The organism is Lysinibacillus sp. NPDC093216, assembly GCF_050280325.1.
GTDB lineage: Bacteria > Bacillota > Bacilli > Bacillales_A > Planococcaceae > Lysinibacillus.
Genome location: NZ_JBNNVB010000001.1, coordinates 288,909 through 313,085, shown reverse-complemented (window position 1 = coordinate 313,085; position 24,177 = coordinate 288,909). Strand labels below are relative to the sequence as shown.

Genomic DNA, 24,177 nt, shown 5'->3' with positions numbered 1-24,177 from the left:
TGAAGGGTAGTAATAAATACATGAAAGTTTGTGCTTTTTTCTTCAAGAAGAAAGTGAAACAAGATTTAAAGGAGATTTTTCAATGAAACTCGCAACAACACTTACCATTTTAGCTCTTGCTTTTATAGTAACAGTTATCCTGGCACCAATTAGTATTCCACTTCTTCGCCGATTAAAGTTCGGTCAAAGTATTCGTGAAGAGGGACCACAATCCCATATGAAAAAAGCTGGTACACCAACAATGGGGGGCATTATTTTCTTACTTGCCATTATCCTCACTACTGTTGGTGTAGGTAGCTTTTTAGATTTATTTACATCATATACCTTCATACTGTTATTAGTATTAGTAGGGTTTGGGGTAATCGGCTTGTTAGATGATAGCTTAAAGGTTGTTTTTAAACGTAACCTAGGATTAACATCACTTCAAAAGCTTATTGGTCAGATTGTCATTGCGGTCTTGGCCTATTTCTTACTAAATGTAGGATCGTTTGATACAACACTTGCTATACCATTTACAGATTGGACGATTGATCTTGGTATTTTCTATGTAGCCTTTTTAATTTTCTGGTTAGTGGGCTTCTCGAATGCAGTAAATTTAACAGATGGATTAGATGGACTTGTAGCAGGTACTGCATCTATTGCCTTTGCAGCATTTGGTGTTATTGCTCTGTTCCAAGATCAAGCTGATATCGCCTTATTTACATTTGCGGTAACGGGTGCATTACTAGGATTTTTACTTTTTAATGCGAATCCTGCAAAGGTATTTATGGGGGATACGGGTTCGTTAGCATTAGGCGGAGCTTTAGCCATGGTCTCTGTTTTAGAAAAAGCAGAATTCCTACTGTTATTAATTGGATTGGTGTTTGTTATTGAAACATTATCCGTTATTTTACAGGTTGGTAGCTTCAAACTTCGTAAAAAACGTATTTTTAAAATGAGTCCTATTCATCATCATTTTGAATTATCAGGTTGGTCAGAATGGAAGGTAGTACTTGTCTTTTGGTCAACTGCTTTAGCAGTAGCATTGATTGCAGTTTTATCGGAGGCGTTCTTATGAGAAACTTTTCAGATTTACAACATAAAAAAGTCCTTGTTTTAGGTCTAGCTAAAAGTGGTGTGGCTGCAGCTGAGATTTTACATGAGCTCGGCGCCTTTGTGACGGTCAATGATTCCAAACCATTTGATGAAAGTCCAGATGCGCAAGGTCTATTGCAAAAGGGAATTACGGTTATTTGTGGCCGTCATCCAGAGGATTTACTTGATGAAGGCTTTGAATTAGTAGTGAAAAATCCAGGGATTCCTTATAGCAACAAAATAGTAGCGGATGCAATAAACCGTGGAATCCCCGTCTGTACAGAAATTGAGCTTGCCTATTTAATTAGTGAAGCACCGTTTATCGGTATTACAGGATCAAACGGTAAAACAACTACGACAACAGTAATTTTCGACATGCTGAATAACGGTGGTTTAAAACCGTTAATTGCAGGGAATATAGGAACAGTCGCATGTGGTGTTGCAAGAGAAGCACATAAGGATAATGTAATTGTTACAGAGTTATCGTCTTTCCAATTAATGGGCACAAAAACTTTTAAGCCGAAAATTGCTATATTAACAAATCTTTATGATGCGCATCTTGATTATCATGGGACGTTTGACAACTATGCAGAGGCTAAGTTTGGTGTTACACGTAATCAAGATGAAAGCGATTATTTTATCTATAATGCTGATCAGCCGATTGTTGTTGGCTATGCAGCACAATCAAAAGCTAAAAAGGTACCATTTAGTTCAAAAGGACGTACGGATGAAGGAATTAGTGCGGATGATACAACAATTTACTGGCAAGGCGAGCCTTATCTAAATCGAGCAAATATCGCTTTGCCTGGTAAGCATAATTTAGAAAATATTTTAGCGGCTGTCGCAGCTTGTATTTTAGTCGGCTGTGACAAAGCTAAAATGGAAGAAGTTTTAGCGACGTTTGGAGGAGTTCGTCACCGTACTCAGTTCGTGCGTGAATGGAACGGCCGCAAGATTTACAATGACTCAAAAGCAACAAACTGCTTAGCGACAAAAAGTGCTTTAGATGCATTCCAAGCACCAGTTATTTTACTGGCAGGTGGCCTAGATCGAGGACATTCGTTTGAAGAATTACGTCCATGCATGAGCCATGTAAAGGGTGTTGTTGCCTTTGGAGAAACAGGACTACGCTTTGTAGAATTTGCAAAATCATGTGGTGTACAACAAACTGTCATTGCCCAAAATGTTGAGGATGCAGTACATTACGCGGCGCCAATGTCAGCAGAAGGCGATGTTATTCTATTATCTCCAGCATGTGCAAGTTGGGATCAATATGACAGCTTTGAAATACGAGGCGATGTTTTTATTGATGCTGTAATGAAGCTGTAATGAGCTTGTAACTATTTTAGAATATACTTGACTTGGAAGGATGGCAATACTGAGAGGGAAAGAAAGCTATTTATTGCTCGTCACAACATTGATGCTTTCTATAATCGGCATTATTTTCGTCTATTCTGCAGGTACCTATTGGAGTGCCGTTCATTATAGTGGAAAAATGCCGTTTTATATGAAGCAAAGTCTATACTTTGCGGTAGCTATTGTAGTGTTTTTAATCACTATTCGATTAAATATTTTGAAAGAGCAGTCCTTTTGGAAAATGGCCTATATATTTTCGTTAATTTTACTAGTCCTCGTACTTATACCAGGAATTGGACTAGTTCGTAATGGTTCTCAAAGCTGGATTGGCTTAGGTCCTTTAACAATTCAGCCAGCAGAGCTAACGAAAATTACAGTCATTGTATACATGAGCCATATTTTAGCGCAGCATAAAACTGGTACGTCGATTATTAATTGGCGGCATGGATTGATTTTATTATTGCCTGTTGTACTTATTATGCTACAGCCTGATTTTGGGTCAGTTTTTATTCTCGTAGTGTCTGTGTTTTTATTGTTTTTTGTGGCAGGGTATCCTTTAAAGCTTTATGCGATGTTTATGGTTGTTGGGATTGCTGGATTAGTAGGCTTGATTGTCACAGCGCCATACCGACTAAAGCGGATTCAGGCATTTATCGATCCGTGGGTCGATCCTTTAGGTAGTGGGTTTCAGGCTGTACAATCATTAATGGCTATAGGCCCTGCTGGAATTTTCGGGCATGGTTTTGGACAAAGTAGGCAAAAGTTTTTATATTTACCCGAACCACAAAATGACTTTATTTACGCAATAATTCTTGAAGAGGTTGGATTGCTTGGTGGACTTGTTATTTTAGCACTTTTCGTACTGGTGATTTATGCAGGCTATAAATTTGCAGTGCGGGCTAAAACAAGAACATCATATTACGCAATCATTGGACTAGTAACAATGCTGGCCGTACAAGCATTTCTAAACATAGCAGTCGTGATTGGCTTAGTTCCTGTAACAGGTGTTACATTGCCTTTTATCAGCTATGGAGGAACATCTTTAGTAACAATGTGGCTAATAATAGGTATTATTTATCAATTAGCGAAATAAATATAAAGGAGGAGTACTTTTTTGGAGAAAGTAATTGACATAGAAGATCGCATACCTACGCTAAAAAAGCGACGAAAAAAGCGTACAAATCGGAAATTTATAGTGCTAATATTACTTTTCTTTATCGTGTTAGCAGTACTCCTTTATTTTCAATCTCCTTACAGTAAAATCAACAACATAACAGTCAACGGTGCTCGATTAGTAGAAGAACAATATTATATGAAGACAAGTACTCTTACAACTGGGAAGTCGATGTGGGGATTTAAAGTAGAAGACGTAGAGAAATTATTACTAAAGGATAAATGGGTGAAAGAAGCACATGTTAAACGTAATTGGCTTCAAGGCGTGACAATAGAAATTAAAGAATGGAAAAAGGTTGCGTACTTAGCTGGTGACGGTACTTATTATCCATTGCTTGAAAATGGCAAGCGCTTTGAACAAGCTGGGGATGATATCCCGATTGATGCACCTGTATTTATCGGCATAACTGGCGAAAAGACAATTAAGAAGCTGGTCAAGCAATTAGCTCAATTAAAACCAGAAGTATTAGCTTTAATTTCTCAAGTCAATACAAATAGTAATGAGACAAATCCTAATGCAATCAAGCTCTATATGAACGATGGCTACGAAGTTCGTGCTGTTATTCAAACTTTAGCAGAAAAACTAAATCATTACCCCTCACTTGTAGCACAAATTCCAAATTTGGAAAAGGGGGTTATCGATTTAGAGGTCGGCTCGTATTATCGCCCTTTCAATAATGAGTACAACCAAGCAAACCTTGATATGGATAAAGATGCGGCCAACCAGGAAGTGAAAAAAGATGAACAACAAGAAAAAGAATAGCAAAGAAAATTTCTTTTCAAGAAAACAATTTCAGTTGCTTATCGTTTGTATAACTATGGGGTTTATCATTGGCTATTCCTACAACCAGGCAAAAGATAATCGAGATGCAGGTTCGACTAATAAGAAGCTTTTCGAACAAGAGGATTCTTATCGTGAGGAGTTAATTGCACAGCAAGAGCGCAATAAAGAATTATCAGAAGAGGCGAATGCTTTGCAAGAAAAAATTCGCAAGTATGAAAAATCATTTGTCGCAAGCAAAAAGGATTATACAAAGCTTGTTGAAGAAGCAGAGGATTTACGTTTATTGTTAGGCGATTTAAATTCAGAAGGAAAAGGGATACGTATTACCCTTCAAGATGGTGATTACAATCCAAAGTCCGCTAATCCTAATGATTATATCGTGCATGAAAGTCATATTTTTAAATTGCTCAATGAGCTTAAAATTTCTGGTGCGCAAGCAATTGCTATTAATGGTCAACGTGTTTTGGCGAATTCTTATATACGCTGTAATGGACCAGTCATCACTATTGATGGCAAGCAACATCCAGCTCCATTCGTCGTCGAAGCTGTAGGAGATTCAGCAACGTTAATAGCTTCCTTAAACTTAACTGGTGGCGTTGTGGATCAATTATTAAACGACAATATTGTTGTTTCATTAGAAGAAGATCAAAAGCTTACAATGCCAAAAGCAAAAGTAGAAAGTTAAACGATTACTAGTTAATATTTACAGATTAAATTTGGTTATAGCCTCTAGGTAGCTTATAGATAATTTTGCATAATTCAAGATCTAAGGCGTAAATCTGTGAGGGGTTACGATACGTCTAGGAGGGGCTATTTTGAAAAAAAATATGTTTACCCGAATAACGATCGTGCTATTTATTATCGGTTTGATGATAGCGGTACAATACAATACCATAAAGCAACCAGCTGAGCGAGATACACGAGATATTTGGGCCATAAGAGAGGAATTAGCAGAAGAGAAGCAAAGGCATTCCGCATTATTAGCAGAAATTCGCTCACTTAATGAAGTAGTGGGTCGCTATGAGCAATCTGAGAAAGCAAATTTACAGTCAGCATTAAATGAAACGCTGAATCGTTTAAAACTACAGGCCGGGCTAACGGAAGTCACAGGCCCAGGAGTTATACTTCGAGTTGAACCAGCACCCGAATTAGTTGAAATGGGGTTTGAAATCAAAGAAATTACACCTGATTTACTAACCCAATTACTAAATGCTCTGTTTAAAAACAATGCAGCGAGTGTCTCGATAGATGGAAATCGCGTTGTTCAGACGACAGCCATTCGAGACATAAATGGAAAGACTACAGTGAACAGTGTACCACTGTCCGCACCACCCTTTGAAATTTATGTTGGGACAAGCTCTTTTAAAGAAGCTCAAAAAATGTACAACTCGTTACAGGCTTCTACATTTATCGATTCCTTTTATTTGGATAACTTTAATTTAATAATAGAGGAACCAACTGAGCATTTAACAATCCCAGCATTTGAGCAGCCATTGACAAATGATTATTTAACAGAGGTGGAAAAAGGAGAATAATATATGTGGCTACCATTTTTAGGTTTGATATTTGGACTTGCCCTTGGCTTGTTAACAAATATACAAATACCCTCTATATATGAAAATTATCTGTCAATAGCTGTTTTAGCAGCTTTAGATACATTATTTGGCGGTATTCGTGCTCAATTACAGCAAGTATATGACGATAAAGTATTTGTGTCAGGATTCTTTTTTAATATAGCTTTGGCAGCGGGATTAGCCTTTTTAGGTGTGTATTTAGGGATAGATTTGTATTTAGCTGCTATTTTTGCCTTCGGAGTACGTTTGTTCCAGAATATAGCAATCATTAGGCGTATTTTACTAACTCGCTTAGATGAGAAACGTCACAAAAGGAACAAAAATTCCATAGAATGAGAGAAAAATTGAGCAAAATACTCGATTTGCTTAGACATTATGCCGAATTTACAATAGAATGAGAATAAGAGCATTTTTTCAAGGAGGTGCAGCTAATTGAATCAGCAAGATTTATATATTTCTCTTGATATAGGGTCTTCCTCTATCAAGGTATTAATAGGTGAAATGAGCGACGGCCAATTACATGTAATTGGTGTCGGAAATGTAAAATCGAATGGAGTTCGAAAAGGTGCAATTGTTGATATTGATGCAACAGTTCAATCGATTCGAAAAGCAATAGAGCAAGCTGAACGAATGACAGGGTATCAAATTAATGAAGTCGTTTTAGGTGTTCCTGCTAACCAGACGATGTTACAGCTAGTTAAAGGTGTTGTCGCTGTAAATAGTGAAAATAGAGAAATTACAGATGATGATTTAGATAGAGTGGTAGAATCTGCACAAGTCATGTCAATACCTCCTGAACGTGAATTAGTAAATATTATTCCAAGACAATTTATTGTGGATAATTTAGATGAAATCAAAGATCCACGAGGTATGATTGGTATTCGTTTAGAAATGGATGCCACAATGATCACAACTTCCAAAACACTTTTACACAATGTATTACGTTGTGTAGAACGTGCAGGTCTAAGTATTCGAGAAATCTATTTACAACCATTAGCAGCAGGTTACTTTGCATTAACAGAGGATGAAAAAAACCAAGGTACCGCTTTCATTGATTTAGGAGGCGGTTCAACGACTATCACAGTATTCGAAGAAGGACTGTTAACTCATACGGGTGTCATACCAGTTGGTGGCGATCATATTACGAAAGATATTTCAATCGTCTTAAAAACACCAACAGAACAGGCAGAACAAATTAAACATCAATTTGGACATGCCTTTTATGATGACGCATCAGATGATGAACTCTTCGAAGTACCGGTTGTAGGGACAGATTCAACAGATCAGTACAGTCAGCGCTTTATATCAGAAATAATTGGCGCTCGTTTGGAAGAATTATTTGAGTTAGTCATCGACGAGTTAGCCCGTCTAGGTGTTAGAGATTTACCAGGCGGTGTTGTTTTGACAGGAGGCGTTGCAAAGCTTGAGGGAATTGCTCAACTGGCACGCCAGATTCTGCAAACACGTGTTAGAATATATACACCTGACTATATTGGCGTTAGAGAGCCTTCATTTACGACGGCAGTTGGACTTATTCGTTACGCCTATTTAGAAGATGATTTTTATGGAAAAGGTACTAATACGCAGCCTATTGAATATGCAGTTGTAGGATCCCCTACAGCCACACCTAAGAAGCAAGAATATGCTGCACCTTCAGAATCAAAAGGAAGCGTAATCGGAAGAGCAAAAAAATTATTTGATAAATTTTTTGATTAACTTCTTTCAGCAGAAGTCTCCCACCTCTATAGGTGGTGAGAGATGAATGCGGATTTAAGCTACTTTTCAGCAGATGTCCAAACACCTGCTGAAAGAAGTTAATGCCTCCGGCGGATGTCACGGAATCGGAAAGGAGTTCTTTGTGCCAGCACAAAGCCGATTCCGGACGCAATTATACCGAGGCATAATTGATCTTGAATGCGTAATGAATGATACAGAGTCGAGTTACCGTGGGAGGAAAAAGAAATGTTAGAATTTGATACAAGTGTTGATCAACTTGCAGTAATAAAAGTCATTGGTGTTGGTGGCGGCGGTAACAACGCTGTCAACCGAATGATAGAACATGGTGTACAAGGTGTTGACTTTATCGCAGTAAACACAGATGCACAGGCGCTAAATTTATCGAAAGCAGAAATAAAGCTACAAATTGGTACAAAACTTACACGTGGATTAGGTGCAGGTGCAAATCCTGAAGTAGGGAAAAAAGCTGCTGAAGAGAGTCGTGAACAATTAGAAGAGGTTCTACGTGGGGCAGATATGGTATTCGTTACAGCTGGAATGGGCGGAGGAACTGGTACCGGTGCCGCGCCAGTAATCGCACAAATTTCTCGCGATTTAGGAGCTCTTACAGTCGGTGTTGTAACACGTCCATTTACGTTTGAAGGTCGCAAACGACAAACACAAGCTATCGGTGGTATTGGTGGCATGAAAGAGTCTGTTGATACTTTAATCGTCATTCCGAACGACAAGCTATTACAAATTGTCGATAAATCTACGCCAATGCTAGAGGCCTTCCGTGAAGCAGATAATGTTTTACGACAAGGTGTACAAGGTATTTCAGATTTAATTGCAACACCAGGTCTTATTAACTTAGACTTTGCAGACGTAAAAACTATTATGTCTAACAAAGGTTCAGCGTTAATGGGTATTGGTATTGCTACAGGTGAAAACCGTGCTGCAGAAGCAGCTAAGAAAGCTATTTCAAGTCCTTTACTTGAATCATCAATTGATGGCGCTAAAGGTGTCCTCATGAATATTACTGGTGGCTCAAATCTTAGCCTATTTGAAGTACAAGAGGCTGCAGATATTGTAGCATCAGCATCAGATGAAGAAGTAAATATGATTTTCGGTTCTGTTATTAACGAAAATCTAAAGGATGAAATTATTGTGACAGTAATTGCGACTGGTTTCTCAGAGGAAGCTCTACAGCAACAGCGTAATGTTACAAGACCGACGTTAAATGCAAATAGAAATGCTGCACCGCAACAGCAAGCTCCGATTCGTGAGCAACGTCAAGAGGTGCACGTACAACAAGAGCAACCACGTCAAAACCAACAAAATTATGTACAGGATGACACGCTTGAGGTACCAGCATTTTTACGTAACCGTAAAAATCGCGGATAAATCAGCATCCAACCTTCTAAAAAGCTCGTATTTTACATTATGTGAAATACGAGCTTTTTGTGTTGATATGAAACATTAAATACAGTATGGCTTTTCTGCAAAACGAGGGGTTGATTTCCGTTCCGACTGAGCGCTTTGTGCTTTCGCACAGAGCAGAGCTTCCTGGGGGTGTCCGATGAGCCGCTTTGTTGCTGCCGCTACGTTAGCACTACGCTTTCGCACAGAAAACATTCGCTTCGCTGCAGAGTCTCGGGCCAACAGATGTTTTTTGCGCGAAAGCGAAGCGGCAGCAGCACCGATGTTGGTCATGAAGGCGTTATCACAGGACGTGATGGTTTTAGCCTTTGTTCCTCTATTTGATGATCCCCAAGGAGTCGCTCAGTCTTCACTCCAATCAACCAATTCACATGACATACCTTTTAACAAAATGACATCCAACTTTTTAGTTTTATCGAAACACTTTCAGGAATTATCGCCCAACTTTTAAATTTTATCGACTAACTTTCACGTTTTATCACCCAACTTTTAATTTTTATCGACATCCACCTTCAAAAGAGCAAAGGGGCTGGGACATAACTAAATGGTTCCTTCATAAAGCCGAATAATCTCTAAATTAACAAAACACGATAAATAGAAAAACCGAACTATTCCGAAACACTTCATGAGAGTTTCATTGGATAGTTCGGTATTTTTGTTGGCTGAAACACATTTGTCCCAGCCTCACTTCATTATGTAGCCTAGTCGGAACGTAAATCGACTGATTCACATGGCAACAACAATAGTGGAGGAAACGGCTCGACGTTCGCCTCTCAGAAAAGCGGCGAATAGCCTGAACAGAAATCATCCTCATATAAAACGCTCCAACATTCATAAAAATTTCCTTGACCATTTTCAACGTCTAAAAAATTAATTATGTTCAAATGTGTAAGGAAAAGATGTATTTTGTCAAAACATTTTAATGAAATGATGCGATTGTTTGACAATATTTGTGGGAGTAACATGCTAACTTTGTATGTAGGAGGCGGCTGTTATGTATGGAGAATGGCTGGTGCTCATTAATACACTTTTTAATCTAGCGATACTCAAGTTTACGGCAAAAGTAACAGGGGTTTTTGTAAAGAACACGAGATTATTAATGAGTTCTATTTGTAGTAGTTTTGTAGCTGTAATAGGTGGACAAATGCTGTTGACGACGCTACTGAGCTTTATCTTACTGATTGGACTAGCTTTTCGCTTCAAGATTCGAAGCTTTCAAAAGCAAGGACCGATCGTTTTAACAGCAACAATTATTATTGGTGGATTATTAACAGCATTACAACCGTATTTAAAGAATCTTTCTGTTGTCCATTTTATAATTATTTGCCTACTATTAGCTGTTGGTAATCTTGTAGCTTTTTATAAGCAATGGGGATTTGTAAAGCTTGAGCGGTTAAGTGGTCAGTTTGTGTTTGATACAACGTTAAAAATTTTTGATGTAAAGATACCGCTTTCTGCATTTGTGGATACGGGAAATCAAGCGATTGAGCCACTTTCAGGAAAACCTGTTCACTTTGTCTCTTATTCAGCACTACGTCCACATTTACCTGCAGCATTTAGCAAATCATTGTTAGAATGGCAAGAAACTGATCCGTATAATGTATCCATGTTTTCAGAAGATTATCAGCGTTACATTCGATTTATTCATGTCAATACAGTACAACAGCAATCGGTTGTATTAGGTTTTCGCTTTGAAGAGTGGCATATAAAGGGGGAGCACTCACAAGTGAAATCGAATGAATATATCGTTTTAACAAAAAAGGCTAAAAATTTTCCACATAGCACAGCAGCAATTTTACATTTTTCAGCGCTTTCAAATAACTCATAGAGGGGGAGAACTATTGCTTCTTAGGCTACTTGCTAGCTTGAAAAAATTTTGGAGTAAGTTTCGGAGTCGTGAAACGTACTATATAGGGGGAAATGATTCATTGCCAGTGCCATTAAGTCGAGAAGAAGAAGTTACAGTCATTGCATCCTTTATGAATGGTGATTTACGAGCTAGAGATACACTAATTGAACGTAATTTACGTCTTGTTGTTTATATTGCTAGACGTTTTGATAATACGGGTACGCCGATTGAGGATTTAATAAGTATTGGCTCTATCGGTTTAATAAAGGCGATTGAAACGTTCAATACAGATAAAAATATTAAGCTTGCCACATACGCATCTCGTTGTATTGAAAATGAGATTTTGATGCATTTACGTAAAACAAGTCGCATGAAGGGTGAAGTTTCACTAGATGAACCATTAAACTCCGATGCTGATGGAAATGAGTTGTTATTGTCTGATATTTTAGGAACGGAAGAGCATATTATTTTAGACAATGTAGAGAAGAAAATTGAGCGTCAACATATGTTTCATGCCATAAATTTACTAGGTGCACGTGAACGATATATTATGGAATGTCGTTTTGGTCTCAATGGAAAAATTGAAATGACTCAAAAAGAAGTTGCTGATCATTTAGGCATTTCGCAATCTTATATTTCCCGATTAGAGAAGAAAATTATTCAAGATTTACGTGAAAATCTGAATCAGCCAATATCTTAGGGAGGGAAATTTAACCTACCTAAAATTGGTCGTAGCTTTTGTGCATATTCTCGTTTCTCTCGGACAAACTGATGTAACGGTTTAGTCAGAGAATAACATCCGGAGGAATCGAATATGCGAACTAAAGTTGATCTTTGCGGCTTAGATACATCGACTTTGCCAATTTTAAAACACGAGGAAATGAAGGAACTATTCATTCGTTTACAAGCTGGAGAAAATGAGATTAGGGAAGAGCTTGTAATGTGCAATTTAAGGTTAGTGCTCAGTATAGTCGGTAGATTTGCCTACAGGGGTGAACAGGCAGATGATTTATTTCAGGTAGGCTGTATTGGCCTCATGAAAGCTATTGATCATTTTGATTTGAAGCATAATGTACGATTTTCAACATATGCTGTTCCAATGATCATTGGTGAAATTCGTCGCCATCTGCGTGATCATCATGCATTGCGCGTTTCTCGTTCTCTAAGAGATATTGCATACAAGGCAATGCAGGCAAAAGAACAATGGATAACCGATAATTTACGAGAGCCAACAATTGAAGAAATTGCTGAGATGATTGACATGAAAAAGGAAGATGTTTTATTTGCTTTAGATGCCATTCAAGACCCAGTTTCCTTACAGGAACCCATTTATTCAGACGGTGGAGACGCTGTTTATATGATGGACCAATTACGTGATGATGATGTATCAGAAGATCAATGGGTTGCCTACGTGTCAGTAAAGGAAAGTTTGCAAAAGTTAGATGATCGTCAACAAATGATTGTTGCAAAGCGTTTTTATTACGGTGAGACACAAACTGAAATTGCAAAAGAATTGGGGATTTCTCAAGCGCAAATTTCACGTCTAGAAAAAAATGCAATTGAAACAATGCAGAAAGATTATAAGTAAAAAACAATGCGCATCCGAATTTAGGGTGCGCATTTTAATTTATATCAATGGTATAAATTAAGTAGGGCAGGGGTTGATTTCCGTTCCGACTGGGCGCTTTGTAGCTGCCGCTTTGCTTTCGCTACAGAAAACAATTGCCGCTGTCGCTTCGCTTTCGCGAAGAGCAAAGCTTCCTGGGGCGCCCGATGAGCCGCTTTTACGTTTTATCTACCAACTTTTAAATTTTATCTACCAATTTTCATGTTTTATCTACCAACTTTTAAATTTTATCTACCAACTTTCACGTTTTATCACCTAACTTTTAATTTTTATCGACATCCTCCTTCAGAAGAACAAAAAGGATTCACACACAAAACTGTGAGTGAATCCTTTTACTTTTTTATGTTGCCCAGTCTCGACTCCAATCAATTCATTAGTAAGTGTCTTTTAGCATTTCACTCTTTAATTTATAGTGATAGTATGCAAAATGTTTGCGCAGCAGATGTACAATAACATTCTCAATTCTGTTTGATTATGGTAAGTGGCCATAGCGTTCATTCTTAATTGCATAAATTAAAAGTACTGCACTATCATTGATTGGAATGGAAGGCTACTCGACTCTCATGGGAAAAGCGAGACAGGTGAGACCCTGCACGGAGCGGATGTTTTCTGTGCGAAAACAAAAGCGGCTCGACGCTCGCCCACAGGAAAGTGAGTAGCCTGGAACGGAAATTATCTCTTCTTTTTGCCAAAGAGAGATTCCTTAATCATTTCATGTTCATTTAAACAACAATAAACACATAAATATAAAGAGAAAACATAGTTTGTTGAGATAAAACGATGTTGAGAGTAATTGATTTAGGGAGGGATAAAATGCGTTTCTCAATGTTACAGCAAAAAGAAGTTATTGAAGCAGGTAATGGACGCTTTTTAGGATTTGTGGTAGATGCAGAGGTATCCAAAGAAACAGGCTATGTAACGGCTTTTATGATTGCTGAACCCCGTAAATATCTAGGCTTTTTTCGCGGAGAAGAATCTGTTAGGAAAGTGTATATGAAAGATGTACTTGTAGTGGGGAAAGATGTAATTTTAGTAAAAGCATTATCCTAAAGAGAAAAATATTTTGCATATTAAAATATTTAAGCAATTTTAAAGCATAGGTAGGGTATAAGGACTTTCACATAGGTCAGGCTATTCATTGATAATTCAAGCATTGCTTGTTACAATAAAAGAAACTATTGTTGTAAAGTTGGGAAAAACATTGACAAAAATCTTAGCAAATTTGAAGAAAATTAATGATCTTATACAAACAGCAAAAAAACGTGCAAATCGTGAAACAGAAAAAGTCCAAATTATTGCAGTGACAAAAGAAGTTTCTGTAGAAAGAACACAAGAAGCAATTGATGCAGGGCTTATACATTTAGGTGAGAACCGTCCTGAAGGCTTAAATCGTAAAATTGAAACGATTCAAGCTGATGTACATTGGCATTATATCGGGTCTTTACAAACACGTAAGGTCAGACAAGTTATTAACAGTATTGATTTTTTACATTCATTAGATCGTTTAGGTTTAGCGCAGGAAATTGAAAAAAGAGCAGACAAACCTGTCAAATGTTTTGTACAAGTTAATGTATCTGGCGAAGAAGCAAAACATGGTTTATCGATTGAAGAAGTTCTGCCTTTTATTGAATCATTAAAGGATTTTACAAAAATTCAAGTTGTTGGTTTAATGACAATGGCACCAAACACAGATGAGGATACAATTATTCGCTCTGTTTTTAAGCAATTAAAACAATGTCAACAGCAAATAGCCGAGCAAGGATTCGCGCACGCTCCTTGTACCGAGTTATCAATGGGCATGTCTAATGACTTTGAAATTGCGGTAGAAGAAGGGGCTACATTTGTTCGAGTTGGAACGGCTCTTGTTGGAAATGAAAGAAGGGAACAGGATGAGCATGAAAAATAAAATTAAAAATTTCTTTTATCTTGAGGAAGAACTAGAAGAAGAAATCACGCAAGCTCCTATTCAACAGCAACAACCCGTACAACAACAGCAACAGATTCAATCTGCGAAGCCTAAAAAAATGATGAAGGAGCGTAAAGCACCGGTTCAGGAAATTTTTCCGCAAAGTACAACACCTACAAACAACATAGTAAGTTTGCAGGCAGCCATGAATTCTAAAGGCGCAAAAGTTGTCTTAGTTGAACCTAGAGTTTATGCCGAAGCTCAGGATATTGCGGAACACTTAAAAAATAAGCGTGCAACGATTGTCAATTTACAACGTATTGAGCGAGAACAAGGTGTACGGATTATTGATTTTTTAAGTGGCACAGTTTATGCGCTTAGCGGTGATATTCAAAGAATCGGTAAAGATATTTTCCTATGCACACCTGATAATGTAGAAGTGTCTGGCGAAATTTCGAATTTTATTTTAGACGATAATTAATAGCGAGGATTGTAGTTTATATGGATTTATGGATAATTCTAGGTTATATATCATTAGCATTTAACGTGTATTCTTATATGTTAGTTGGATATGTTTTAATGTCATGGGTGCCTGCTGTACAAGATTCAGCAATTGGCCGTTTCCTTAAAAAAGTATGCGAGCCTTATTTGGGGATTTTCAGGAAATTCATCCCTCCAATCGGGATGATTGACATTTCACCAATTGTGGCAATTTTTATGCTTAATTTTATTAAAAATGGGCTTTTTATTGTAATTCAAAAAATATACTTTATGTTTTAATATAAGAAATCCTCACGAATGGTGGGGATTTTTTATTTATGGGGAATACTTAATTTAAACAATTTAGTGGTGATCCCCTAGAATTCCTAAGCGTGAGTAGCGAGACCCTGGAGCGAAGCGAGGCGGCTCGTCGGACGCCCCGTGCCCCCTGTGAGCCTATTTTTTAGATATCCTTAAAATACCAATGAAATTGTACAAATAAAAGAGTGATAATAGAGGTGAAGTTATATGGAGCATTTAATACAGCATTTTAGAAAAGATGAACAGCCTTTCATTGAACAGGTTATGGGCTGGCAGCATGAGGTAGAGGATCGATATGCTCCAAAGCTTACGGATTTTCTAGATCCTCGACAGCGCTTTATTGTAGCATCGATAATTGGACAGTATGACACATTAAAAACAGCTAGTGCTGGGCTCTTTGATGAAGCAGAAAGACAACGCATGCTGATTTATCCTACTTATTATGAGCCTATGGAGGAAGATTTTCAGCTTACAGTATTTACGATTCAATATCCTGTGAAATTTGTCCAATTAGGACATCCAGATGTCCTTGGAGCTTTGTTATCTTTAGGATTGGATCGTGGCAAATTCGGTGATATTCGTGTCAATGACCATCTTGTACAATTTGTAGTAGCGATTGAGGTAGCTGATTATGTACGCTTACATTTAACAGGCATCGGCAAGGTAAAGGTACATGTAGAATCGATTAAAGAGACGGAGTCATTGCTACAAAACGAGGATGAGTGGCTAGAAGAATCTCATACGGTTTCTTCTATGCGTTTAGATGTGATTATCTCAACGGTTTTAAAAATTTCTCGTCAGAAGGCACAAGCATTAATTACAGGTAAAAAGGTACGTGTCAATTGGACTGAACGGGATACAGTTGCTTTTGAATTACAAGAAGGAGATATTTTATCTGTACGCGGAAGCGGTCGAATAAAAATGATGATGACTGAAGGTCGTACAAAAAAAGATAAAATTCGTTTACAAATCGGTCGATTGACCCAAAAAAGCTAAAAATCAAGTAAATTTCATTAATTTTTACTGCTAAGTTGTTGGAACAATTGTATAATAGAAAGTACGAATGTACATGTAAAGGAGAGAAGGATCGTATGCCATTATCACCTATTGATATACATAATAAGGAGTTTACTAAATCTTTCAGAGGTTATGCTGAAGATGAAGTAAATGAATTTTTAGATCAAATTATCAAAGATTATGAAATTTTGTTACGTGAAAAAAAGGAAGTAGACAGACAACTAGAAATTTCCTTAGAACAAGCGAGACATTTTAACACATTAGAGGAAACGTTACAAAAATCAATTGTTGTTGCACAAGAAGCAGCTGATGAAGTACGAAGAAATTCTCAAAAAGAGGCTAAACTCATTGTGAAGGAAGCAGAAAAAAATGCTGATCGTATTATCAATGAGGCTTTAACAAAGGCTCGTAAAGTAACAATTGAAATTGATGAGCTGAAAAAGCAATCAAAGGTATTCCGTAATCGTTTTAAAATGCTTGTAGAGGCACAACTGGATTTACTAAATGCAGACGATTGGGACCATTTGCTACAATACGATATTGACCTTACTGAAATTCAAGCATCTGTTGAAGAAGCACAGGAAGCCGATCAAGTTTAATCCTATATTAGGTAGCAATAAGTGAAACTTGACGTGATTGTATGATTTTCATATACTAATGTAATAGTAATTATTTTGAACACATATGCAAAACAGGCAGAGACGAAGACAGTATTTGTTAGGCGTAGGTAAGCGATTTGGGGATAGTGTGAGCCCGAACAAGCAAATAACAATGAACATCACTTCTGAGCTAAAATAACTGAATGTAGTAAGTTATTTCGTGATGCACAACGTTAACGTGCTTTAAGAGTGGTAGTACAATTTTGTGCTACAATTAGGGTGGTACCGCGAGTATAAGCTTCTCGTCCCTTTGAGGGATTGAGAGGCTTTTTTATGTTCAAATGGAGGTAACTTATACTTCTGTTGTTAAAACGTGTTGATTTTGCCGATAAATAGAACTTGAGGATGGTATTTCACAAAACGTATGTCATGTATATAAGTTGATTGGAGTGTAGGCCGGGCGACTCCTTGGGGATTAGCGTCACAGATGAGACCCTGCAGCGAAGCGAAGCGGCTCATCGGACGCCCCCAGGAAAGCGCCCAGCCGGAACGGAAATCAACCACGCTTTATGGTGATGAGTCAAGAATATGGAGTATCACCAAGAAAATGTATTGGGATGAAAAAGTGATTATTCATGCGATATAATTAACTATTAATCAACTGAATTGCTATCTTACTGAAAATGAAAAGTTATATAATGATATTGAATATATAAAATGCTTAGTATGTTTTATTCAAAAGTGTTAAATGCAAACAACATTATTATGAAAGCTAAGAGTAATCGTAAGAAAGGGGAAAACTCATATGCTGAAAAATAGTATGGTTATACGAATGACTATAGGTAAAGTACTTGTGGTGAAAAACTTTGGAGGAGCTGTCGTGCAAGGTGACTGATCTAACGAATCCCGTTACTGAATTAAAGGGAATCGGGAAAGAAACAGCAGGGCATTTAGAGGCATTGGGCATCGAGACGATTGCGGATTTGTTATGGACATTTCCGCATCGACATGAGGATTTTCGTTTAAAGGATTTAGCACAAACACCACATAATGAACGTGTCACAGTTGAGTGTAAAGTTGAACGGGAACCGACAGTACTGTTTTTAGGTCGCAATAAATCACGATTACAAGTCACGGTGCTGGCAGGTCGACATTTAGTTAAGGTTGTTTTTTTTAATCAAGGCTATTTGAAGCAAAAGCTTGTACCGGGAGCTATTATAACCGTTACGGGAAAATGGGACCGTGGCAGACAAGTAATCAATGGAACGTCTGTAACGTTTGGCCCTAAGACAGATCAAGTTGACTTTGAACCTGTTTATAGTCTAAAAGGTTTGATTCCACAAAAGCGTTTTCGTAAATATATGCGACAAGCATTAGATGAGTTTGGTGCAGAGATACCGGATGCTGTTCCGCAGCATTTACAAGCCGATTATAAGCTTGCTACAATGCGTGAAGGGCTTGAGGGAATTCATTTCCCTGTTGATGCTGGGCATGCGAAACAGGCTAGAAGACGTTTTGCCTATGAAGAGTTACTAAACTTTCAAGTACGTATTCAAGCGTTACGTAAAATTAGGAAAGATAGTGAGCGCGGTACAGTTATACAGTTTGATTTGCAAAAGTTACGTGCTTTTATCGCGTCATTACCCTATGAATTAACAGGTGCGCAAAAACGCGTTGTCAATGAAATTTGTAAAAATTTGAAAGAGCCACATCGTATGAACCGCTTACTTCAAGGTGATGTAGGGTCGGGGAAAACAGTTGTTGCGGCAATATGTTTATATGCTGCTGTAACTGCTGGTTTTCAAGGGGCGTTAATGGCGCCGACGGAAATTTTAGCTGAGCAGCATGCTGAAAATTTAAAGGAATGGTTTGAGCCGTTTGGCGTACGTGTAGCTTTACTATCAGGATCGACGAAAGCAAAGGAGCGTCGTTTACTTTTAGAAGAACTGGCAAACGGAGACATAGATATTTTAATTGGTACACATGCGCTAATTCAGCCTGATGTTGTTTTTTACAAACTTGGTTTTGTTATAACAGATGAACAGCATCGTTTTGGTGTAGAGCAGCGTAGAATATTGCGTGATAAAGGGGAAAATCCAGATGTACTCTTTATGACGGCGACACCAATCCCGCGTACACTCGCGATTACAGCATTTGGAGAAATGGATGTTTCAATGATTGATGAAATGCCAGCGGGGCGTAAGCAAATTGAAACGCATTGGATGAAAAAAGAGCAATTTGGCTCTGTTATGTCAAAGCTAGAATTAGAGCTTGCTGCAGGTAGACAGGCTTATGCTATTTGTCCACTAATCGAGGAATCAGACAAGCTGGATGTACAAAATGCTGTAGAAATCTATGAGCAACTTGCAACATATTTTAATGGGCGTTACAATGTCGGATTAATGCATGGTCGCCTATCAGCGGATGAAAAAGACGCTGTCATGCGAGCCTTTAGTGAGGGAACTATTCATGTGCTCGTGTCTACAACTGTTGTCGAGGTAGGAGTTAACGTACCGAATGCAACTTTTATGATTATTTATGACGCTGAACGCTTCGGCTTAGCACAGTTGCATCAGCTGCGTGGGCGTGTTGGGCGTGGTGAACATCAGTCATATTGTGTGTTACTAGCAGATCCAAAATCCGATGAAGGTAAAGAGCGAATGCAGTCGATGACGGAAACGAATGACGGCTTCCGCCTAGCTGAAAAGGATTTGGAATTACGTGGTCCAGGTGATTTCTTTGGGCGTAAACAAAGTGGTTTGCCTGATTTTAAAGTAGCGGATTTAGTGCACGATTATCGCATACTAGAAACTGCGAGAAAAGATGCAACGGATATGCTTGAGACGGATGCTTTTTGGCATGATGATGAGTACAAATATTTGCGTGAAATGCTTGAAAATTCAGGTGTTTTACAAGGGGACCGCTTCGATTAACTGAATCTTTGATGTTCAATTAGGAATGTGAGCGCTTGTTTTAAAAACAAGTCTTGCATTCTTTTTTTATACTCTATATACTGATATTAGTACCAAGTGCTAATAACAACTAAAAAGGTGGCGAATGATGTTGAGACGAACGAAAAAAGAGCGACAGCGACAATTATCCGAAACGATAGCTGATAATCCATTCGTCACAGATGAACAGCTAGCAACACAGTTTCAGGTTAGTGTCCAAACAATTCGTTTAGATCGTATGGAATTATCTATTCCGGAATTACGAGAACGAATTAAAGATGTTGCTTCGAAAACCTATGAAAATGAAGTTAAATCACTACCGATTGATGAAGTGATCGGAGAAATAATTGATATTGAATTGGATAATCGTGCATTATCTATTTTTGACGTAAAAGAAGAACATGTTTTTCAGCGCAATGGCATCGCACGTGGACATCATTTGTTTGCACAGGCAAACTCATTAGCGGTAGCAGTAATTGACGACGAACTAGCATTAACAGTACATTCTAACATTACCTTTGTGAAACCTGTTAGAGCTGGAGATCGTGTTATTACAAAAGCGATCGTTATCGGACGTGATGAAAAAAATCATCGTACAAAAGTAGAGTTAACGTCCACTGTTAACGGTGAAACAGTTTTTGTTGGTGAATTTGATATGTACCGCACGAAAGGTAAAGGTGAACAACAATGAAATTAGCGCTTGATGGAATGGGTGGAGACAACGCACCAAAATCAGTTGTTGAAGGTGCGTTATTAGCATTAGAACAAATTCCAGATTTAGAAATTCAATTATATGGTCAGCAGCAAAAGCTTGAACCATTTTTAAAAATACATGATCGATTAACTGTAGTACAGTGTGATGAAGTTGTCGAAGGAACAGACGATCCAGCACGTGCTGTTCGTCGTAAAAAGGATTCATCCATGGCACGCATGATGGATGCGGTTGAAGAAGGAAAGGCGGATGCTTGTCTTTCAGCGGGTAATACAGGTGCTTTAATGGCAGGAGGCTTATTTAAAGTAGGACGTATTGAAGGGATTGCTAGACCTGCTCTAGCCACTACACTTCCTACTTTAGATGGTAAGGGCTTTTTAATGCTCGATTTAGGGGCAAATGCGGACGCACGACCTGAGCATTTATTGCAATATGCGATTATGGGCGATATTTATGCGAAAAAGGTAGGAGGCTTACAAAAGCCACGTATCGGCTTATTGAATATCGGTACTGAAGATAAAAAAGGGAATGAATTAACGAAGGCAGCTTTTGGCTTATTAAAAGAAGCTGATTTAAATTTTATTGGTAATGTTGAAGCTCGAGATTTACTTGAAGGGGTAGCGGATGTTGTTGTAACAGATGGCTTTACAGGTAATATGGTGCTGAAATCGATCGAAGGTACTGCTGGCGCGTTATTTTCAATGCTAAAAGAAGCGTTTATGTCTTCAACAAAAACGAAAATTTCGGCAGCACTTATGAAAAATAATTTACGTGACCTAAAAAATAAAATGGATTACACAGAGTACGGTGGTGCAGGCTTGTTTGGTTTGCAAGCACCTGTCATTAAGGCGCACGGCTCATCCAATGCCAAAGCAATATACAGTGCAATTCGCCAAGCAAATACGATGGTTGAGCATACAGTCATCTCGACGATTACAGATACAGTACGTCACTTAGAAATTGATTAACTTATTTCAGCGGGTGTCCAAACACCCACTGAAATAGAGGAACTCAGTCTAAGAACGCCACGTCCTGTGGCAATTTATGTGTGCGAAAGCGAAGCGACAGCAATAGGGTTTTATCTGTGCGAAAGCGCAGTGTCAGCAACAACACACGACTGAGTGACCAACATCATGTTGGCCTAAAGCCTCCGGCGGACGCAAATTAGGCCGAGGCATAATTGATTAAAAAGGGGATTAATAAAAAATGACGAAAATAGCATTTATTTTTCCAGGACAAGGTTCTCAAGTAGTTGGGATGGGGCAAGAGTTTATTGAGAATGCGGCAGAAAGTAAAGCATTTTATGAGCGTGCAAATCAATCGCTTGGCTTTGAGCTATCTAAGCTGATGTTAGAGGGACCAGCTGAGGAGCTAACATTGACTTACCATGCACAACCGGCACTCTTAACTACTGGTGTAATGGTTGCAGAAAAATTACGTGCGGCAGGTATAACACCAAATTTTGCAGCTGGACATTCACTTGGAGAATATGGTGCATTAGTAATCGCTGGTGTGCTCTCGTTTGAGGATGCAGTTTCTGTTGTGCATAAGCGGGGGCTTTATATGAATGAAGCTGTACCTGCAGGGCAAGGTGCTATGGCAGCTATTCTGGGGATGGAGCTTGAGGCACTGCATGAAGTAACTGAAAAAGTATCTGCAGCAGGTGAGCCAGTTCAGGTAGCGAATGTAAACTGTCCAGGGCAAATCGTTATTTCTGGTACAAAAGAAGGCGTTGAAAAGGCTTCTTTAGCGGCAAAAGAAGCTGGTGCAAAACGAGCAATTCCTTTAGTTGTTAGTGGTCCATTCCATTCAGAGCTAATGCGACCATCATCTGAAAAATTAAAAGCAGCGTTGACTGATATATCATTATCAGCTCCACAAATTCCTGTAATCGGCAATGTAATGGCGAAAGGATTAGAGGATGTTCCAGCTGTTCAGCATGAATTAGTAGAACAAGTATATAGCGCTGTGCAATGGGAAGCATCTGTGCGTGAAATGATTGCGCAAGGTGTGGATGTCTTTATTGAGTGTGGACCAGGCAAAGTATTAAGTGGATTAGTGAAAAAAATCGACCGATCTGTTGCAACATACTGCGTTTATGATGAAGCATCATTAGAGGCTGTACTAGAAGCGGCGAAGGAGTGGACAATTAATGCGTAAATTAGAGGGTAAAGTAGCTGTTGTAACGGGTGCTTCACGTGGAATAGGAAGATCTATTGCATTAAAGCTTGCTGACGAGGGTGCTAAAGTTGTCGTTAACTACAGCGGTTCACAGGCGAAGGCAGAGGAAGTTGTCGCGGCGATTCAAGAGAATGGCGGCGAGGCAATAGCTGTACAAGCGAGTGTTTCAAAAACAGAGGAAGTTTCAGCATTAATGGATGTAGCGGTGAAAACATTCGGCTCGCTTGATATTTTAGTCAATAATGCGGGCATTACGCGTGATAACTTGTTAATGCGTATGAAAGAAGATGAATGGGACGCTGTGCTAGATACGAACCTAAAAGGTGTTTTCCTTTGTACGAAAGCAGTAACACGTCAAATGATGAAGCAACGTGCAGGCCGTATCATCAATATTTCATCGATTGTCGGTGTAGCTGGTAATGCAGGGCAAGCTAACTACGTAGCTGCAAAAGCCGGTGTTATTGGGTTAACTAAAACAACTGCAAAGGAATTAGCATCACGTAATATTTTAGTAAATGCAATTGCACCAGGCTTTATAGAAACTGAAATGACTGAGCAACTACCAGAAGATTTAAAGCAAGGTATGCTTACGCAAATTCCTCTAGCAAAACTTGGGCAGCCTGAGGATATTGCAAAGGCCGTAGCTTTTCTAGCTTCAGATGATGCTAACTATATGACAGGTCAAACGTTACATATAGATGGCGGTATGGTAATGTAATTTCAATTAGTCATAGATAATGATTTTTTGTATAATCATTGAGGGGAGGTGAATGTTTTGTCTACAGTATTAGAACGCGTAACAAAAGTAATCGTGGACCGTTTAGGTGTTGAAGAAAGTGAAGTTACACTAGAAGCTTCTTTCCGTGATGATTTAGGTGCTGACTCATTAGACGTAGTTGAGCTTGTAATGGAGCTTGAAGACGAATTCGATATGGAAATTTCTGATGAAGATGCTGAGAAAATTTCAACAGTTGGTTCTGCAATTTCATACATCGAAAGTAAATTAAACTAATCCGTTTAACTTTATTGAGCAGAAATTAATCACCTCTATCGGTGTTGACATGAATGCGGTCATTATACAATAAATGTTTATGATTAAATAAAGTTAAAGCCTTTGGCAGAAGTTACTCATGCTTTACTTCAGTGGAAGAGCAGATACTATGCTGAGGTGTATTTAAAAAGAGGACGAAATGGTTCGTTTAGCGAACCGTGAACGTCCTCTTTTTTATCTTTATTCAGTAGAAGACACTCACTTGTGAAGGTGGTAAGAAGAATACAATAGTCGTTCCTTTTTGTGAGTGTCCTAACACCTACTGATATTAAGGAACTCAGTCTAAGAACGCCACGTCCTGTGGCGACGACTGAGTAACCAACATCACGTTGGCCTAAAGCCATCGGACGCATTGTTTATCTGCGC

Annotated in this window: 25 protein-coding genes and 1 other annotated feature; all 25 genes read left to right on the top strand. The window is 38.5% G+C overall.

Annotation, left to right across the window (positions count from 1 at the left end):
* The first annotated feature begins 82 nt into the window (after positions 1–82).
* The 25 genes from mraY to acpP all read left to right on the top strand — a co-directional run bounded on the left by mraY (position 83) and on the right by acpP (position 23,772).
* Positions 83–1,057: a phospho-N-acetylmuramoyl-pentapeptide-transferase gene (gene mraY / locus ACQKOG_RS01555; RefSeq protein ID WP_402868227.1), complete on the top strand. Its 975-nt coding sequence runs from the start codon at positions 83–85 to the stop codon at positions 1,055–1,057.
* Entirely contained in the window at positions 1,054–2,403 is a 1,350-nt protein-coding gene (gene murD, locus ACQKOG_RS01550; protein WP_427444595.1) for a UDP-N-acetylmuramoyl-L-alanine--D-glutamate ligase, read from the top strand. The genes mraY and murD overlap by 4 nt, the downstream gene beginning before the upstream one ends.
* A gap of 40 nt (positions 2,404–2,443) precedes the next feature.
* Entirely contained in the window at positions 2,444–3,523 is a 1,080-nt protein-coding gene (ftsW, locus tag ACQKOG_RS01545; RefSeq protein WP_370075320.1) for a putative lipid II flippase FtsW, read from the top strand.
* Positions 3,524–3,544: 21 nt separating this feature from the next.
* The gene (locus tag ACQKOG_RS01540) at positions 3,545–4,366 is read left to right on the top strand and encodes a cell division protein FtsQ/DivIB (protein WP_370075319.1); all 822 of its coding nucleotides are present in this window, start codon (positions 3,545–3,547) and stop codon (positions 4,364–4,366) included.
* On the top strand, positions 4,344–5,072 hold the full coding sequence (locus ACQKOG_RS01535) for a DUF881 domain-containing protein (RefSeq protein WP_370075318.1): 729 nt from the start codon (positions 4,344–4,346) through the stop codon (positions 5,070–5,072). Before ACQKOG_RS01540 ends, ACQKOG_RS01535 begins: the two co-directional genes overlap by 23 nt.
* A gap of 130 nt (positions 5,073–5,202) precedes the next feature.
* Positions 5,203–5,922 (top strand): DUF881 domain-containing protein, encoded by a 720-nt coding sequence (locus tag ACQKOG_RS01530; RefSeq protein WP_370075317.1) that lies wholly within the window; start codon positions 5,203–5,205, stop codon positions 5,920–5,922.
* Positions 5,923–5,925: 3 nt separating this feature from the next.
* Positions 5,926–6,297 carry a small basic family protein gene (locus ACQKOG_RS01525; protein ID WP_370075316.1) on the top strand — a complete coding sequence of 124 codons (372 nt, stop codon included), beginning with the start codon at positions 5,926–5,928 and terminating at the stop codon, positions 6,295–6,297.
* Positions 6,298–6,393: 96 nt separating this feature from the next.
* Positions 6,394–7,677, top strand: a complete 1,284-nt coding sequence (ftsA, locus tag ACQKOG_RS01520; RefSeq protein ID WP_370075315.1) for a cell division protein FtsA — start codon at positions 6,394–6,396, stop codon at positions 7,675–7,677.
* Positions 7,678–7,923: 246 nt separating this feature from the next.
* On the top strand, positions 7,924–9,081 hold the full coding sequence (gene ftsZ, locus ACQKOG_RS01515; protein ID WP_370075314.1) for a cell division protein FtsZ: 1,158 nt from the start codon (positions 7,924–7,926) through the stop codon (positions 9,079–9,081).
* Positions 9,082–9,256: 175 nt separating this feature from the next.
* The gene (locus ACQKOG_RS01510; protein ID WP_370075313.1) at positions 9,257–9,568 is read left to right on the top strand and encodes a hypothetical protein; all 312 of its coding nucleotides are present in this window, start codon (positions 9,257–9,259) and stop codon (positions 9,566–9,568) included.
* A gap of 543 nt (positions 9,569–10,111) precedes the next feature.
* Complete coding sequence (locus ACQKOG_RS01505; RefSeq protein ID WP_370075312.1) at positions 10,112–10,945, top strand: sigma-E processing peptidase SpoIIGA; 834 nt, start codon at positions 10,112–10,114, stop codon at positions 10,943–10,945.
* Positions 10,946–10,958: 13 nt separating this feature from the next.
* Positions 10,959–11,666 (top strand): RNA polymerase sporulation sigma factor SigE, encoded by a 708-nt coding sequence (gene sigE / locus ACQKOG_RS01500; RefSeq protein ID WP_049668349.1) that lies wholly within the window; start codon positions 10,959–10,961, stop codon positions 11,664–11,666.
* 114 nt (positions 11,667–11,780) lie between these two features.
* On the top strand, positions 11,781–12,554 hold the full coding sequence (gene sigG / locus ACQKOG_RS01495) for an RNA polymerase sporulation sigma factor SigG (protein WP_142507543.1): 774 nt from the start codon (positions 11,781–11,783) through the stop codon (positions 12,552–12,554).
* An 852-nt stretch (positions 12,555–13,406) separates the two neighbouring features.
* The gene (locus tag ACQKOG_RS01490; protein ID WP_049668351.1) at positions 13,407–13,643 is read left to right on the top strand and encodes a PRC-barrel domain-containing protein; all 237 of its coding nucleotides are present in this window, start codon (positions 13,407–13,409) and stop codon (positions 13,641–13,643) included.
* A 151-nt stretch (positions 13,644–13,794) separates the two neighbouring features.
* Positions 13,795–14,499 carry a YggS family pyridoxal phosphate-dependent enzyme gene (locus ACQKOG_RS01485; RefSeq protein ID WP_370075311.1) on the top strand — a complete coding sequence of 235 codons (705 nt, stop codon included), beginning with the start codon at positions 13,795–13,797 and terminating at the stop codon, positions 14,497–14,499.
* Complete coding sequence (locus ACQKOG_RS01480; protein WP_370075310.1) at positions 14,483–14,980, top strand: cell division protein SepF; 498 nt, start codon at positions 14,483–14,485, stop codon at positions 14,978–14,980. Before ACQKOG_RS01485 ends, ACQKOG_RS01480 begins: the two co-directional genes overlap by 17 nt.
* Positions 14,981–15,000: 20 nt before the next feature.
* The gene (locus ACQKOG_RS01475) at positions 15,001–15,279 is read left to right on the top strand and encodes a YggT family protein (protein ID WP_370075309.1); all 279 of its coding nucleotides are present in this window, start codon (positions 15,001–15,003) and stop codon (positions 15,277–15,279) included.
* A gap of 228 nt (positions 15,280–15,507) precedes the next feature.
* A complete protein-coding gene (locus ACQKOG_RS01470) occupies positions 15,508–16,296 on the top strand; it encodes an RNA-binding protein (RefSeq protein WP_370075308.1) in 789 nt (262 codons plus the stop codon).
* A gap of 95 nt (positions 16,297–16,391) precedes the next feature.
* Positions 16,392–16,916 (top strand): DivIVA domain-containing protein, encoded by a 525-nt coding sequence (locus tag ACQKOG_RS01465; RefSeq protein ID WP_142507538.1) that lies wholly within the window; start codon positions 16,392–16,394, stop codon positions 16,914–16,916.
* Positions 16,917–17,006: 90 nt separating this feature from the next.
* Positions 17,007–17,229: a binding site (T-box leader), on the top strand.
* A gap of 574 nt (positions 17,230–17,803) precedes the next feature.
* Complete coding sequence (recG, locus tag ACQKOG_RS01460; RefSeq protein WP_427444583.1) at positions 17,804–19,849, top strand: ATP-dependent DNA helicase RecG; 2,046 nt, start codon at positions 17,804–17,806, stop codon at positions 19,847–19,849.
* A 130-nt stretch (positions 19,850–19,979) separates the two neighbouring features.
* Positions 19,980–20,558 (top strand): transcription factor FapR, encoded by a 579-nt coding sequence (gene fapR / locus ACQKOG_RS01455; RefSeq protein ID WP_132357884.1) that lies wholly within the window; start codon positions 19,980–19,982, stop codon positions 20,556–20,558.
* Positions 20,555–21,547, top strand: coding sequence for a phosphate acyltransferase PlsX (gene plsX, locus ACQKOG_RS01450; protein ID WP_370075257.1), 993 nt, complete (start codon positions 20,555–20,557; stop codon positions 21,545–21,547). The genes fapR and plsX overlap by 4 nt, the downstream gene beginning before the upstream one ends.
* A 238-nt stretch (positions 21,548–21,785) precedes the next feature.
* Positions 21,786–22,739, top strand: a complete 954-nt coding sequence (fabD, locus tag ACQKOG_RS01445) for an ACP S-malonyltransferase (protein ID WP_427444580.1) — start codon at positions 21,786–21,788, stop codon at positions 22,737–22,739.
* Positions 22,732–23,478, top strand: coding sequence for a 3-oxoacyl-[acyl-carrier-protein] reductase (gene fabG, locus ACQKOG_RS01440; RefSeq protein ID WP_402868163.1), 747 nt, complete (start codon positions 22,732–22,734; stop codon positions 23,476–23,478). The genes fabD and fabG overlap by 8 nt, the downstream gene beginning before the upstream one ends.
* A 57-nt stretch (positions 23,479–23,535) precedes the next feature.
* Complete coding sequence (acpP, locus tag ACQKOG_RS01435; protein ID WP_036124798.1) at positions 23,536–23,772, top strand: acyl carrier protein; 237 nt, start codon at positions 23,536–23,538, stop codon at positions 23,770–23,772.
* Positions 23,773–24,177 lie beyond the last annotated feature (405 nt).